At 68.8% G+C, this 14,648-nt stretch carries 11 protein-coding genes and 3 pseudogenes; 3 read left to right on the top strand and 11 right to left on the bottom strand.

What is annotated here, in order from left to right; genetic code table 11:
- Nucleotides 1-20: 20 nt before the first annotated feature.
- The 6 genes from pntB to ACGH7X_RS35185 all read right to left on the bottom strand — a co-directional run bounded on the left by pntB (nt 21) and on the right by ACGH7X_RS35185 (nt 6,424).
- Entirely contained in the window at nt 21-1,508 is a 1,488-nt protein-coding gene (gene pntB / locus ACGH7X_RS35210) for a Re/Si-specific NAD(P)(+) transhydrogenase subunit beta (RefSeq protein ID WP_399893339.1), read from the bottom strand.
- 1 nt (nt 1,509) lies between these two features.
- Nucleotides 1,510-3,045: a Re/Si-specific NAD(P)(+) transhydrogenase subunit alpha gene (locus ACGH7X_RS35205; RefSeq protein ID WP_399893336.1), complete on the bottom strand. Its 1,536-nt coding sequence runs from the start codon at nt 3,043-3,045 to the stop codon at nt 1,510-1,512.
- A 131-nt stretch (nt 3,046-3,176) separates the two neighbouring features.
- On the bottom strand, nt 3,177-3,911 hold the full coding sequence (locus ACGH7X_RS35200; protein ID WP_399893334.1) for an SDR family NAD(P)-dependent oxidoreductase: 735 nt from the start codon (nt 3,909-3,911) through the stop codon (nt 3,177-3,179).
- A gap of 385 nt (nt 3,912-4,296) precedes the next feature.
- Nucleotides 4,297-4,722 (bottom strand): nuclear transport factor 2 family protein, encoded by a 426-nt coding sequence (locus ACGH7X_RS35195; RefSeq protein ID WP_399893331.1) that lies wholly within the window; start codon nt 4,720-4,722, stop codon nt 4,297-4,299.
- A gap of 45 nt (nt 4,723-4,767) precedes the next feature.
- Nucleotides 4,768-5,706 carry an SDR family oxidoreductase gene (locus tag ACGH7X_RS35190; RefSeq protein WP_399893328.1) on the bottom strand — a complete coding sequence of 313 codons (939 nt, stop codon included), beginning with the start codon at nt 5,704-5,706 and terminating at the stop codon, nt 4,768-4,770.
- A gap of 88 nt (nt 5,707-5,794) precedes the next feature.
- Nucleotides 5,795-6,424, bottom strand: coding sequence for an NADPH-dependent F420 reductase (locus ACGH7X_RS35185; protein WP_399893325.1), 630 nt, complete (start codon nt 6,422-6,424; stop codon nt 5,795-5,797).
- A gap of 298 nt (nt 6,425-6,722) precedes the next feature.
- Between ACGH7X_RS35185 and ACGH7X_RS35180 the strand changes: the two genes are divergently transcribed.
- A complete protein-coding gene (locus ACGH7X_RS35180) occupies nt 6,723-7,631 on the top strand; it encodes a LysR family transcriptional regulator (protein ID WP_399893322.1) in 909 nt (302 codons plus the stop codon).
- A 448-nt stretch (nt 7,632-8,079) separates the two neighbouring features.
- Here ACGH7X_RS35180 and ACGH7X_RS35175 read toward each other — a convergent pair.
- Nucleotides 8,080-8,370, bottom strand: a pseudogene (locus ACGH7X_RS35175) (transposase); the annotation flags it as partial.
- Here ACGH7X_RS35175 and ACGH7X_RS35170 point away from each other — a divergent pair.
- Nucleotides 8,342-8,731 (top strand): hypothetical protein, encoded by a 390-nt coding sequence (locus tag ACGH7X_RS35170; protein WP_399897785.1) that lies wholly within the window; start codon nt 8,342-8,344, stop codon nt 8,729-8,731. The pseudogene ACGH7X_RS35175 and the gene ACGH7X_RS35170 overlap by 29 nt on opposite strands.
- A 97-nt stretch (nt 8,732-8,828) precedes the next feature.
- Here ACGH7X_RS35170 and ACGH7X_RS35165 read toward each other — a convergent pair.
- The 3 genes and pseudogenes from ACGH7X_RS35165 to ACGH7X_RS35155 all read right to left on the bottom strand — a co-directional run.
- A pseudogene (locus ACGH7X_RS35165) lies at nt 8,829-10,466 on the bottom strand (ISAzo13 family transposase); the annotation flags it as partial.
- 52 nt (nt 10,467-10,518) lie between these two features.
- A pseudogene (locus ACGH7X_RS35160) lies at nt 10,519-11,229 on the bottom strand (transposase); the annotation flags it as partial.
- A 427-nt stretch (nt 11,230-11,656) separates the two neighbouring features.
- Complete coding sequence (locus ACGH7X_RS35155; protein WP_399893319.1) at nt 11,657-12,622, bottom strand: pirin family protein; 966 nt, start codon at nt 12,620-12,622, stop codon at nt 11,657-11,659.
- 140 nt (nt 12,623-12,762) lie between these two features.
- On the opposite strand from ACGH7X_RS35155, the gene ACGH7X_RS35150 reads away from it, so the two are divergent.
- On the top strand, nt 12,763-13,110 hold the full coding sequence (locus ACGH7X_RS35150) for a tetratricopeptide repeat protein (RefSeq protein ID WP_399893316.1): 348 nt from the start codon (nt 12,763-12,765) through the stop codon (nt 13,108-13,110).
- 84 nt (nt 13,111-13,194) lie between these two features.
- Here the strand turns inward: ACGH7X_RS35150 and ACGH7X_RS35145 are convergent, their stop codons facing one another.
- Nucleotides 13,195-14,628 (bottom strand): PepSY-associated TM helix domain-containing protein, encoded by a 1,434-nt coding sequence (locus ACGH7X_RS35145; RefSeq protein WP_399893313.1) that lies wholly within the window; start codon nt 14,626-14,628, stop codon nt 13,195-13,197.
- Between the last annotated feature and the right edge of the window lie 20 nt (nt 14,629-14,648).

Here is a 14,648-nt window from a genome sequence, read left to right as displayed (position 1 = left end):
TCGAGGAATCTCCCCACACCTCAGCTCTTCGCCGCGGCGTGGCGTCGTCCCGCCTGCTTCGGCATCTTCGGCGAGGCCGAGGCTCCGGCCGCACTCGCCCGGGTCAGCGCGCCGACGATCTCCTCAACCTTGTTCTTGGCGTCGCCGAAGAGCATCTGGGTGTTGTCGCGGAAGAACAAGGGGTTCTGGACTCCGGCGTACCCGGTGGCCATCGAGCGCTTGAACACGATGACGTCCCCGGCCTCCCAGACCCGCAGAACGGGCATGCCCGCGATCGGGGAACCGGGGTCCTCCGCGGCGGCCGGGTTGACCGTGTCGTTGGCCCCGATCACCAGTACGACGTCGGTGGCGGCCAGGTCGTCGTTGATCTCGTCCATCTCCAGGACGATGTCGTAGGGCACCTTCGCCTCGGCGAGCAGCACGTTCATGTGGCCCGGCAGGCGGCCGGCGACCGGGTGGACGCCGAAACGTACCTCGGTGCCGTTGGCCTGCAACGCCCGGACCAGTTCGGCGACCGGGTACTGGGCCTGGGCGACCGCCATGCCGTAGCCCGGGGTGATGACCACGGAGCGGGCCTCGGCCAGCAGCTCGGCCGCGGCCTCGACCTGGACTTCGCGATGCTCGCCGTAGTCAGCGTCGTCGCCGGACGGTGCCTCGATGCCGAAGCCGCCCGCGATGACGGAGAGGAAGGAGCGGTTCATCGCCTTGCACATGATGTAGCTCAGGTACGCGCCGGAGGAGCCGACCAGCGCACCGGTGACGATCAGCAGGTTGTTGTTGAGCAGGAACCCCGAGGCGGCGGCGGCCCAGCCGGAGTAGGAGTTCAGCATCGAGACGACGACCGGCATGTCGCCGCCGCCGATCGAGGCGACCAGGTGCCAGCCGAAGACGAGCGCGAGCACGGTGACCGCGATTACCAGGCCCAAGCTCGGGCTGTTGGTGAACCAGGCGGTCAGGCCGACGAACGCGGCCAGCGCACCCAGGTTGAGGAGGTTCTTGCCCGGCAGCATCAGCGGTGCGGACTTGATCCTGGCCGACAGCTTGAGGTTGGCCACGATCGAGCCCGAGAAGGTGACCGCGCCGACGAAGATGCCGACGAAGACCTCGACGTGGTGGATGTTCAGCAGGGCACCGTGGTAGCCGCCCATGTGGTCGACCTCGACCTCGATGTAGGAGGCCCAGCCGACGAGAACGGCCGCGAGACCGACGAAGCTGTGCAGCAGAGCGATCAGCTCGGGCATCCCGGTCATCTGCACGATCCGGGCGCGCCACAGGCCGACCACGGCGCCGATGACCATGGCGACGACCAGGATGACGACCGCGGTGCCACGATCGGTGGAGTCGGACAGCGACAGGCCGATGGTCGCGGCCAGCGCGACGGTCATGCCGATGAGGCCGTAGGACCAGCCCAGGCGGGCGGTCTTGTGTCTGGACAGGCCGGCCAGGCTGAAGATGAACAACAGCGCGCCGACGATGTAGGCAGCGTTGGCGCTGTCGGTGGCGGTCATGTCAGGCTCCCTTGCTGAACATCGACAACATGCGGCGGGTAACGGCGAAGCCGCCGAAGATGTTGATCGAGGCGAGCAGGATCGCCACCCCGGCCAGAATCTCGATCACGGTGTTGTCCAGGCCGACCTGGATCAGAGCGCCCGCCACGATGACCCCGGAGATCGCGTTGGTCATGGACATCAGCGGGGTGTGCAGGGCGTGTGCCACCTTGCCGATCACGTAGTAGCCGATCACTATCGCCAGCGACAGAACGCTGAAGTGATCCGGGATCGGGGCCGGGGCATAGGCGTTGACGAAGTAGAAGGCGACCAGACCGGCCACGACCAGGCCGGCCTTCCTGGCCGCCGACATGGGCTCGCGTTCCGCCTTGGCCTCCGTCGGGGGTGCCGCGGCCTGCGCGGCGGGGGCCGCACTCACCTTGACCGGGGGCGGCGGCCACAGCACCTCGCCGGCGTTGGTGACGGTCAGGCCCCGCTGTACCACGTCCTCCAGGTCCAGGACGACCTTGCCGTCCTTGCCGGGGGTGAGGAGCTTGAGCAGGTTGACCAGGTTGGTGCCGTACAGCTGGCTGGCCTGGGCGGGCAGCCGGCCCGCCAGGTCCGTGTAGCCGATGATGGTGACGCCGTTGACCGTGGTGACGACCTCGCCGGCGACCGACCCCTCGACATTGCCGCCGTTGGAGGCCGCCATGTCCACGATGACCGAACCCGGCTTCATGGCCGCCACGTCGGCTGCGGTGATCAGCCGGGGCGCGGGGCGGCCGGGGATCAGCGCCGTGGTGATGATGATGTCGACGTCGACGGCCTGGTCGGAGTAGAGCCTGGCCGCTGCCGTGTCGTAGGCCTCCGAGGTGGCCTTGGCGTAACCGTCGGTCGACTGCTCTGTCCGGGCCTCGACGGCGAGGTAGGTGCCGCCGAGCGAGGCCACCTGGTCGGCCACCTCGGGCCGGGGGTCGGTCGCACGCACGACCGCACCCAGGGACGAGGCCGCGCCGATCGCGGCCAGGCCCGCGACGCCGGCGCCCGCCACCAGCACCTTGGCCGGTGGCACCTTCCCGGCCGCGGTCACCTGGCCGGTGAAGAACCGCCCGAAGCGGTGCGCCGCCTCGATCACCGCGCGGTAGCCCGCGATGTTCGCCATCGAGGACAGCACGTCCAGCGACTGGGCGCGCGAGATCCGCGGCACCGCGTCCATCGCCAGCGCCGTCACGTCCCGCTCGGCGAGCGCCTCCAGCAGTTCCGGGCTCTGCGCGGGCGCCATCAGCCCCGCGATGTACGTGCCCGGACGCAGCCACGCAGTCTCACCGACCGTGGGGCCGTTCACCCGGAGCACCACCTCGGCGCCCCACGCCTCCGCCGCCGCCCCGATTTCCGCCCCCGCCTCGACGTACGCCTGGTCCGCGAAACCCGACAGCGATCCCGCGCCGGATTCCACCACTACGTCATGCCCCAGGCCGGTCAGCTGCCGCACCGTCACCGGCGTCGCAGCCACACGGGTCTCCCCGGGCCGGGTCTCACTTGTCACTCCGATCAACATGCGTGGTCCCTTACCGATCTCATGTCTGTTCCAGAATTCGATGTGCGGGCCTACCCCGGCGCGGCGGGGTAGGCCCGCACTCATGGGCCGACTACACGGCCTTGGGCCTCAGTCCGGGAAGCGAGGTTCCGTCAGACTGCTGAGCTGCCGCCGTCGGCGACGAGTTCAAGGGCGTTGACGTAGGCGGAGTCGCTGGACGCGAGGAACAGCGCGACGGACGCGATCTCCTCGGGGCGGCCCATCCTCCCCCGGGGAATCAGCGACTCGAACTGCTTCTTCGTCTCCGGAGTCAGGACCTTCTCCAGGATGGGCGTCGCGACCTGACCGGGCGTGAGCACGTTGACCCGGATGTCACGGTCCTTCAGCTCCGAGGCCCACACCCGGGCATACGCCTGCTGCACCGCCTTGCTCGCCGCGTAGACACTCCACTCCGGATAGCCCTTGAGCGACGCGTTCGACCCCGTCATGAAGATCGAACCCCCGTCGTTGAACAGCGGCAGCGCCTTCTGCACCGTGAACAACGTGCCCCGCGCGTTCAGCCAGAACGCGTCGTGGAAGTGCTGCTCCGTGATCTCACTGAGCTTGCGCTGCTCACCGATCCCGGCACTGGCCCACAGCACGTCGATCGAGCCCTTCTCCCGCTCGACCGTCTCGTACAGCCGGTCCAGATCGGCCAGATCACCCGAGTCGGCCCGCACCCCCGTCACATTCCGGCCGATCAGCTCGACCGCCTCGTCCAGCGCCTCCTGCTTCCGCCCCGTGATGAAGACATACGCGCCCTCCTCCACGAACAGCTTCGCACCCGCCAGCGCCATACCACTGGAACCACCAGTGATCACCGCAACCTTGCCATCAAGCTTTCCCACGATTACTCCATTTGAATGGATCGATATTCCGAGTCGGGAGGTATTCGGCACAGCCGTCTGCGCCGGGCCGCGCACCTCGACCAAGCGATCGGCACCTCCCGTGACGCCGGCGGCACCAGTCCGAGGACTGCGGCAGCGCCCACTCCGAGGAGGCGTTATGTAAACCGATCTGCGTACTTAACGTACCGGACGGCCAAGGAGGGCGCAAGCTATGTACACCGCCCGGTACCCATCGGGGCCGTACCGTGTGGGAGCGGCGGCTGGGCTGGAAGTCAACAAGGCTCCCGCACAAGCGAGTCGAGGCGTCGAACGCCCCTCTCATCGGTACGGGAGCCTTGCTACCGTGCGCTCTTGATCTCGTCCACGTGGGGCGCGGCCTTCGCCGCTACTCCCCGTCCGTACGCAGTTCCCAGGCCTGCATGCCCAGGACATGCGCCAGGACCCGCTGCAGCTCTACGCCGGCCGGCAGCGGACGCCAGAAGATGGTCACTTCGGCGATCTTGCCGTCCGCGTCGAGCAGGACCTGGTAAATCCCGTCGATCGCGGCGTCTTCGACTTGCAGCCGGAAGCGCGCGGCGTGGTGGGTCGGGCCGCTGAGGACCTCTTTGTAACTGTCGTCGACCGCCATGCGGTTGACCATCTGCGTGACTTCCACGACGGCCTCGCGGCCGGTGAACGGCTCGTCGCCGAGCGGGCTGTACAGCACCACCTCCTCGGCGAACAGACTCGTGAGGGTGTCTCTGTCTGCGCCGCCGTGGATGCAGTCGACGAAGGACTCCAGGGTGTCGCGGTGTGAGGCGAGTGTGGTCATGATGACTCCTCGTTCTGCGTGGGACTGGGGCGGTGCGCCTGGGCGTCAGCCCGCGGGGAAGTAGTGGCCGTTGTCCAGATCGGCGAGCAGGTTGGGCTGAGTCGGTTCCCAGCCGAGGGTCCGGCGCGTGACGAAGTTGGTCGCCGGGAAGTTGTGCGGGACCAGGTTGGCGAGGAATCCGAAGAACCCCGGGAGCATCAGTACGTCGGCGGGAATGCTCACGGCGGGCAGGCCCAGGCGGCTGCCAATGGCCTCGGCGAGCTTGCGGAAGGGGATGACTCCGTCCTCGACGGCGTGCCAGTACTTGCCGGCGGGGCCCTTCTCCAGCGCCAGGCGGAACACGGCGGCGGCGTCGCGGATGTGCACGGCGCCCCACAGGTTCTCTCCGTCACCGGGGTATCCGACGACGCCCTTCTCCTTCGAGAGCGCGATCAGCAGCGGGAGGAAGCCCTCACGGTCGGTCGTGCCGTGTGCGATGTTGGGAAGGCGCACGACCGAAGACCGCACTCCTTGTTCGGCGAGGCCGATGACGGTGGTCTCCACGATGTTGCGGAACCGCAGAGTGCCCTTGTGCTCGTCGCCGCTCGGCAGAGCCGGGTCTTCCTCGGTGGCGGGCCGGCCCAGGTTGTAGCCGGGCGAGGCCATGGTCCCGGCCCAGACCAGTGGCTTTCCGGATCCCGCCAGTGCGTCGCCGTACGCGAGTACGGACGAGAGCTCCGAGGCGGCCAGGGCGTCGAGCCCGCCGGCAATGAGCACATCGCGGCGGTACGCGACGTGGATGACACCGTCGGAGTCCGCGGCCGCCTCCTTGAGCCCGTCGAGGTCCTCGAGATCGCCGCGACGCACCTTCGCGCCGAGCTCGGACAAGGCCGCCGCAGCAGAGTCCGACCGGGCCAGGCCGGTGACCTCGTGCCCGGCGGCGACGAGATCCTGGATGACGTACGAACCGGTGTGGCCGGTCCCGCCAACGACCAAAACGTGCATTTCACTGTCCTTATAAGGGTAGATGGAGGGGGCTGTGGAGGAGCTCTTCTTCGCGTGCCGAAAATCGAATAAAGCGGTGTGGGTGCGCTCAGCCGAGAATGGTGATGCCGAGGGAGAAGTCGGCGTGCTTGAGCTGGGTCATGAGGCCCAGCTCAAGCAGGCCGACGTTCTCCAGTGCCCGCGCCATGGGGAGGTCCCCGGTGTCCAGCGGCCGGAGCCCCAGGCTCGTGACGAAAGCCGATACCTGTTCCTTTGCCTGCGCGTCGTCGCCGGCGATGAAGACGTCCAGCGGACGGGTCCCGGCAGCGTCGGCTGCCAGAACGTGGGAGAACACGGTGTTGAACGCCTTGACGACATGTGCGCCGGCCGGGGCCGCCTTGGCAATCTCCTGTGCGCCGGAACTGCCGTCGGGGGTGACGAAGCCCTTGAGATCGGGAGTGACGGGGTTGGTGACGTCAATGATGATCTTGCCGCGCAGTGCGTCCCCGTACTCACGGACCACTGCCGCGGCACTGGCGTACGGCACCGCGAGGATGACGATGTCCCCGGTCGGGGCGGCGCCGGCCGTCCCGGCGGTGGCGCCACCGAGCGCGGCGGCCACGTCCTTGGTCCTGCCCGGGTCGCGCCCGATGATCTCGACGGCGTTGCCGCCGGCCAGCGCCCGGCCGGCCAGGGTGCGGGCCACGTTCCCCAGGCCGACAATGCTGATGCTGCTCATGGATCTCCTGCTTTCTGGAGGCGGACGGGACGCCATGCCCACTCCGGCGTTGTCGACTTTCGGTTCGTCGACGTCGCCGAACGGCGTGATGTACCGCGCTCAATTTCTGATGCCCTTATTCTGAGTCTGGTTCTGGGCCTTGGCCTGTGCCTACTATCAAGTCCCGATTTCGAATTCTTGCGCCGAATTCGTTCCAGCCCATCAGTTACCTATTAACGGTGCCATTGCCCTGAGTCGGTGTCCAATACCTCTTTCAGTGGTGGTGATACCCTGAAGGCATCAACAGGCCGGAGGCGCCATGGATCTGGACCTACGCAAACTGCGCTACTTCGTCACCGTGGCCGACCAGTTGCATTTCGGCCGTGCCGCCGATGAACTGCACATCGCGCAGCCGGCACTCAGTCGGCAGATCCGCGCACTGGAGCAGGATCTCGGCACTCCGCTGCTGACAAGGGATCGCCACGGCGTGGCGCTGACCGACGCCGGCAGGCAGTTGCTGACCGACGCCGGCCCGCTGCTGGCCTCCGTGCAGGCAATCCGACGCCGGGTGGCCAGGGCCGCGCGCGGCGGCCAACGGCTCATCGTCGGCTTCCGGGCCGGCATTTCGGTCACCTCGGCGGTACAGCTCTTCAACGCCCGGCACCCGGAGGTGGTCGTGGACATGCAACGGATCGAAGGGGACGACCAGACCTCGATGCTGCTCGACGGCCGGATCGACGTCGGCTATGTGCGGCTACCGATCGACGAGACCGGCCTGCGCGTCACCCCGCTGTACACCGAGCCAAGGGTGGCGGTGCTGCCCGTCGGCCACCGGTTGGCCGGTAAGGGCGCGGTCACCCAGGCGGACCTGACCGATGAGCCGCTGGTCTGGCATGCCGACCCGAGCACACAGCCCACCAGGCGTCCACATCCCAACGCCGGGTACCTGGTGCGCGGGGTGGACGAGACACTCGAGCATGTCGCGGCCGGTCGGGGCATCTCGTTCCTGGCCCGTTCGGCGACCGTGTTCCACTCACATCCGGACATCGCCTACGTGCCCATCCCCGATCTGGCGCCCGACCAGGTGTCCCTCGCGGTGCCGGCGTCGCGCACCTCGCCCGTGGTCGACGACTTCCTCGCCGCGGCTCAGGAGACGGCCGAGATCACGGCAGAGTGTGGGAACTACGAAATGGGGCTGCTTGGCAGCGGGGCCGTTGCCAAGGAGTAGGGGTGGCTTTCGTGGTGTCGTCACGCGGCCGTGCGACGAGTGGCAGGGTCGGACGGCTTCGGGGTGTCCTGTCCAGCGGGAAACGAGGCTTACGACCTGGCGGCGTCGGCCCGCCGACACCGGACGTCACCGCGCAGGGCTGACCTCCCACTCACGGGCAGCATCCTCAATGGGTCGGCGCAGCGACGCAGCACAACTTCGAGGTCTTGGTTGGTCCTGAACGCGACGACGGTGGTTCCCACTCCGGGTCCCGGCGCCGGTGCCGGTGACGCGAAAGGGGCGAGAACCTCGCACATGGCCCCTCCCATCTCGCGCACGGGTTCGCAGGACTCGCGGAGGAGCCATCCGCGTAGCACGTGATTGTGGGCAGCAACCACCGCTGCGGGCATGTGCTCGGCCCGCAACGAGACTGCTCCCGTGGTCATGTCCCTTGTCGTGGTGCAGGCGATCAGTCGTCTGACGCGGCTGGCAGAACAGTCGGGGTGTCGGGGTAGAGGGTGTCCATGCTCTCGTTGGAGAGGTAGCGGCAGGGGAAGTCCGCGAACGCGGTCAGGTCTTCCTTGGCCTCCAGCAGCATCTCTCTGACCATGGGGAACTGTCGGCCGAGCATGCTGGCGACCGTGTCGAGCTGGGTGCGGACGGCGTCCGCGGTGGGCTGGGCGAAGACGGTGCGGATCGTGGCTGCGACCATCTCCGCGGACCCTTTCGGGATGACGGCGAAGACGTTGCGGACGAAGTGGAACTGTGCGGAATTGACCTGGTGGATGCCCCTGCTGGGGAACGGAGGCCAAGAGGACGCCGACAGTTCGGTACTTCTTCGGGGCTGGTCTGACTCCGTCTTCCTCCAGGAGCGGGCGCACGTCGAGAAGGGCGTTGCCGATGGTGCGGCGGCTCACCTGGAACAGCTCGGCCAAGACCTCACCGGTGCAGACCCGGCAGTGGAAGAGCACGGCCGCCAGCACGCGCTCCGCGTCGCCGATCTTCTGAGGGAAGACGCCGCCGCGTATGCCCGGCTGGCGGGGGCCGCCTCGCTGTTGGTGACGGCGCCGTTCCACTCGGGCAGCCTGCCGGAGCGCGAGGCGGTCTACGAGCGTCGGTGAGATCGATCCGGCTCATGCCGGTCAGGGCAGGGTCGGACAAGATCTCGGGCAGCGGTTCGCGGTTGCGGGATGCCAGCGGTCCGGTGCGCAGGAAGGCCAGTAGCTCGTCGGGGGTGCTGAAGAGCAGGGTGGTCGGCTCGATGCTGACCTTGTGCTCTCGCAGGAGCAGGCGGGTGTCGGTGACGACCTGGCTCATGGTGCGGTCGTTGATCTCCAGCATCTCGCGCAGAACCCGTTACGAGCACACGCGCGCCGCAGGTAGAGCAGGGTGACGAGGATGCGGTCGCGGCCGTTGAGCAGGGGCTTCTTGCCGTGTGTTCCGGGGCGCTGACGACGTGGTCCGCCGCGGGCTTCGTATCGCTGCTGTTCCCACCGAGCCCGCTGGGCTGTGGCCAGCTTCTCGGCCAAGGCGTCGAGATCACCGCTGGTCATGCCAGTCAGACGCGGGTCGTCCAGCATTTCCAGCACCGCTGCCCGTTCCGTGGTCGTGTAAGGAGACGGTGCTGGTGTCGGGTCGGCAGGTGCCGGGCGGAGCGTGTAGTTCCAGGTGCCGCGCACGGGGTGGGCTTCGATGGGCAGGGACTGCATCCGTGCCTTGCTGATCGCCACGCCGAGCGGATAGGCGCCTGGGTCGAGTTCGGCGTGAACACGCAATCCGGCGCGGGTTGTGGTCGCCGCGATCGTGTTGACGACGACTTCATGTCTGGTCAGCGGCCTGCCTCGCCAGTTCATCGTGATCTGGGAGAACAGCCGGTGCTCGATCTTGTTCCACTTCTACGTCCCCGGAGGAAAGTGGCAAACCGTGATGGCCAGACCCGTCTGGGCGGCCAGGGCGGCGAGCTTGGAATCCAAGCCCGGTAGCGGTAGCTGTTCGAGCCGCCCGCGTCCGCAGTGACCAGCAGTCGGGTCGCAGCCGGATAGTCGAGTCGGCCGCGTGCCAGCCACCAGCGGCGGATCGTGGCCACCGCGAAGGCAGAGGTGTCGTGATCGACGCCGACGCTCACCCAGCCGGCGTCGGCGGTCAGGTCGTAGACCCCGTAGGGGATGGCGGTCTCGCCCTTGGAACCGGTGAAGAAGCTGTGGTCCTCAACCTCGATCGACTCACCTTTGGGACGCCGCTCCCGCCCGGCACTCGGCAGCTGGCCAAGCATCTCCTTCTTCTTCGAGTCGACGCTGATCACCGGTTCGTCGGCCGCCTGGAACTGTTTGGCCTGCTCGTTGATATAGCGGAACTGGGCGTCCCGGTCGGGATGTTGCTTGCCTTCCAGAGTCTGGGCGGTCCCCTGCAGGCTGATTCCACTCGCCCTCAGCAGCTTGCCCACGGAACCTGGAGATATCGGATGGCCTTGACGGGTCAGTTCGGCGGCCAGCTTGCGCAGCGACTTCGTGGTCCAGCGCAGCGGCGACGTGGGATAACCTCGCGCATCCGGCTCGACCAGAGCCATGACCGCCGGCAGCAGGCGCGGGTCACGCTCCGTCAGGCGCTTGCGGCCACCTCCCCGCCTGCGGACACGTCCCCGCCCAGAGGCACACAGTCCGCCTCCAGCTCGAGCAGGCCCCTGCGGACGGTGGTCTCGCTCGCTCCGGCAACCCGCGCGACGGCGCGGACGCCACCATGGCCGAGCAGGCCCGCCTCCGTCGCCAGCGTCAGCCGCCGCTGCCGCTCGTTCAGATGCGTACACAACACGCCGAAACACACGGCAAGTTGCTGCCGTACCCCCTCCTTGATCCCCATGCCAGATCAACGATCTACATCGCCGAAAGCGACACCTTGTTTCCGTACAGTTCCAGTGGACCCGGCAACGCTGCCAGGCGGCGCCGAGCATGACCTTGCGGATCGCTTTGACCAGGCCTCTGTGGCTGTCGGAAATGACCAGACGGACGCCACTGAGGCCGCGTTCACGCAAGTGACGCAGGAACTGGGTCCAGAACACCTCGGTCTCGCTGTCACCGACCATGACACCGACGACTTCCCGGCCGCCGTCCTGGGTGACGCCGGTGGCGATCACAATCCCTTGGGAGACGATGCGGTGGTCGACGCGAGCCTTGACATAGGTGGCGTCGAGGAACAGGTTCCGGGACACCTCGCTCTTGGATATCCCGGTGTCCGAGCCCAGGGCCTTGACCAGGTCGTCGACCGAGCGGGTCGAGACGCCGTGGACGTATGCCTCCATGACGACCGCGTAGAGGGGCTGGTCGATGCGCCGCCGGCGCTCCAGCAGGCTGGGGAAGAAGCTCCCGGCCCGCAGTTTCGGGCTGGCGAGTTCCAGGTTGCCGGCCTGCGTGATCATCGTCTTCTGGCGGTGCCCGTTGCGCCAGGTGGTGCGCGCGTCGGTGTGTTCGCCCCACTCGGCGCCGATCTTTGTGGCGACCTCGCCTTCGATCCGCTCCTGCAGCAGCCGTTCGGCGACCTCACAGACGAGTTCAAGACCATCGGCCGAACGTAGAGACTCAAGCAGGCGAAGTAGGACGACACGGTCGTCGGCGGACGTCCACATGTCGGTGTCGGCACGGCGGAGTTCACGCCCTCGGGCGCCGGGGCGGTGGCCGAGGACGGTGGCCCAGTACGCGAGATCACTGAGCTGACCGGCGTCGAAGGCGGAGCAGGCGTGCAACACCTGACCCCGCCACCAGCCGGATCAGCATCGGTCCGGACACACCACCGAACCTGCAGACGCCTACACGGCGCTCAAACTGGGGAAAGGCTTCACATCCCAACCTGATACTGCGTCAGCAAAGTCAGCATTGGGTCAGCAAGCGTCCTGCCACAGGCGCCCGCGGACAGCCACACCGTGGAATCGCCGACTTCACCGGCCTGCGAGCCAGCCAGTTGTTCGGGCGCCTACCGGCAAGCAGGTGGAAGACGGTGAGAACATCCGGCCGCCTTCCCTTCGACGGTGACCAACTCTGAGGCGTTTCCACAGGTCAGCGCACCCTCCCCCGCGGTTTCAACGGCACGGGCGGCAGTTCCGGCGCAGGCAACGGCACACCGTCGTACCCCTTCACCTCGCCGAACCGGGTCCCTTCCGTCCAGTCGCGGCGGGCCTGCTCGATCTCCTCCTGGGAGCGTCCGATCCAGTTCCAGAACATGATCAGCTCCTCCTCGAACGGCTCGCCGCCCAGGAGCATCAGGCCCGCGTCCGAGTCGGCCCGCAGGGGCAGTTCGTCGCGGCCGCAGCCGAGGTAGAGCATGGAGCCCGGCACCAGGGGCACGCCGTCGACGTGGGCCTCGCCGCTCATGGACAGCACGGCGTACTCGAAGTCCCGTTCCAGCGGGAGGCGTACGTCCGTGCCGCCGGTCAGGGTCAGGTCGGCGCCGACGAGGGGTGTGTACGTGGAGCCGGGCGAGGTGGTGCCGTCGAGGGTGCCGAGGAGCACGGTGGCCGCCAGGCCGGGTGCCGTGACGTGCGGCAGCTCGGCGTGGAACTCGAAGTGCGGGTCGGTGTGGCGGTCGGCGTCCGGGAGGGCGACCCACAGTTGGGCGCCGTGGAGGTAGCGGGCGTGGGAGCGGGGGCTCTCCTCCGAGTGGCTGATCGCGCGGCCGGAGGTCATCAGGCCCAGCTGGCGCGGGCGGATGGTCTGCAGGCTGCCGGTGGAGTCGCGGTGCAGCACCTCGCCCGCGTGCAGCCAGCTCACCGTCTGCAGGCCCATGTGCGGATGTGGCGGCACCTGCATGCCGGGCTCGTCGGAGATGTCGTCGGGGCCGTAGTGGTCGACGAAACACCATGCGCCCACCATGCGCCGGCCCAGGTTGGGCAGCAGCCGGCGGACCTCGGTGGACTCGCCGAGCTTGACGTTGCGAGGGCTGAGGAGTTCCCTCACGGGCTCCGCCACCACGAAGCCGCGGCCGCCGCACAGGCTGGGAACCGCCTCGCGATCAAGATTGCTCATGCCGCCCAACTTAGCCCCGGTCGGCCCTCGGCGTCAGACGGTCCTCGGGCCGTCACCGTGGCGGGCGAAAGGACGACCACCGGGCGGTAGTGGAATGTTCAACCACATGGGGTGGTTACAGAGGGCGAAGGAGGTCACGAGTGGACACGACGTACTACGACCACGGAACGTCCTCGGAGCGCTGGGAGCGCGCGCGGATGTTCTTCGACGCCAAGGACTACGCCGCCGCGGCACGCGTCCTGGACGGACTGGTCGGGGAGGTGCCCGAGCAGACCGGACCGCGCCTGCTGCTGGCGCGCGCCTACTACCACTCGGCCCAACTGCGGCGGGCGGAGGCCGAGCTGCGGGTCCTGGTCGAGCGCGATCCCGTCGAGCAGTACGCCCGGCTGATGCTGGGCCGCACCCTCGAACGGCAGGGGCGGCAGGAAGAGGCCGACGCCCAGCTGCGGATCGCCTCCGCCCTGGCCGGCGACTTCGCCGGACTCTGAGCGACGGCGGCCACGGCGACGCGGCGGTGCGAAGGCGCCGCCGCGTCGTCGCGTTTCAGCGCCGCGCCGCCGTGGCGTCGCGTTTCAGCGTCGCGCCGCCCCGGCGCCCGCGTACGTACGCCGTCCGCGCCGGTGGGCGATCTCGCCGAGCGCGACGTCCAGCGCGACGAACGCGGCCAGCGGGATGCCCAGCAGCGGCACGAAGTAGCCGAGGACGGCGACCGCCGCCAGCAACGGTACGAGGAGCAGTGGTGACACCTGCTGCCAGGCGCCGCGCGGGATCGGGCGGCCGAAGGCGGAGCCCCGGCCGCGCTGCCACCACATGCGGTAGCCCCAGGCGACGAGCAGGATCAGGGACGCGGCGAGGAGCATCAGGGCGATCTGGTTGACCAGGCCGAACAGGCTGCCGGTGTGCAGGTCGATGCCCCAGCGGCTGAGCTTGGCGAGCACCGGGTAGTCGGCGAAGCGGAGTACGTCGGTGACCTCGCCCGTCGACGGGTCCACGGCCACGGAGTCCTGCTTCTCCGGCCAGCTGCGCTGCACCTGAGCCACGACATAGGCGGAGGACGCGTCGGCCGGTGGCGTGATCTCCACCGGGTCGCCGAGGCCCTCGGCGCGGGCGGCGGCCAGCACGCGGTCGAGGCCGACCCCGTGCGCGGCGTCCCCGCCGGCACCCGCCGCCGCGCCGTGCCCCGCGTGCTCACCGCCCCCGGACGCGGGTGCCGACACGGACGCCGACACGGACGGCGTGGTCTGGCCGAGCGCGGCACGCAGGTCCTCGATGTTCGCTCCGGCGTACGTCGACCAGGTGAGGCCGGTCGCCGAGAGGAAGACGAACCCGGCCGCGACCCAGGCGCCGACCGTGCCGTGCAGACCGAGGGTGCGGCGGCGGCCGCTGGTGCCGCGCACCTTGCGCCGGGAGCGGCGGCGGGAGAACCACAGCACAAGGCCGCCGCTCGCGATCACCCACAGCCAGCTGGCGGCGAACTCGCTGTACAGCCGCCCCGGGTCGCCCAGGTGCAGGTCGCGGTGGAACTCGTCGATCCAGGTGCGCAGCGGCAAGGCGCCGCTGGAGCCGTACTGTTCGAGGGCACCGCGCACCTCGGCGGTGTACGGGTCGACGAAGACCGCGAGCGTGTGGTCCGGGTCGACGCCCTCGACCCCGGACAGCAGCACCCTGGTGGTGGCGTCGTCCTCGGGCGAGGGGCGTACGGCCGACACACCGCCCTCGGGGTGGGCCCGCCGGGCGGCGGCGACCTGTTCGGAGATCGGGAGCTTGCGGTCGCCGGCCTCGGGGACGGTCAGCTCATGGGCGTAGACCAGCTTCTCGGCCTGGAACGAGGCGGCGTAGAGGAAGCCGGTGGCCGCCGCGACCAGCAGGAAGGGGGCCACGAAGAGCCCCGCGTAGAAGTGCAGGCGCAGGACCAGGGGGCGCAGCGCGGACCATCTGCCGGGTGCGGGCGGCGGGGCGGCCGGCTCCGGTGCCTTGTCCGTACTGGTCGGGGAGGTGGTCGTCATCGGTGGGCGCTCCGGGACGT

Origin of the sequence: Streptomyces sp. BBFR51, assembly GCF_044591655.1 — a bacterium.
GTDB lineage: Bacteria > Actinomycetota > Actinomycetes > Streptomycetales > Streptomycetaceae > Streptomyces.
Note: the sequence above shows the minus strand (reverse complement) of the source record. Positions and strands in the feature narration are given on the sequence as shown.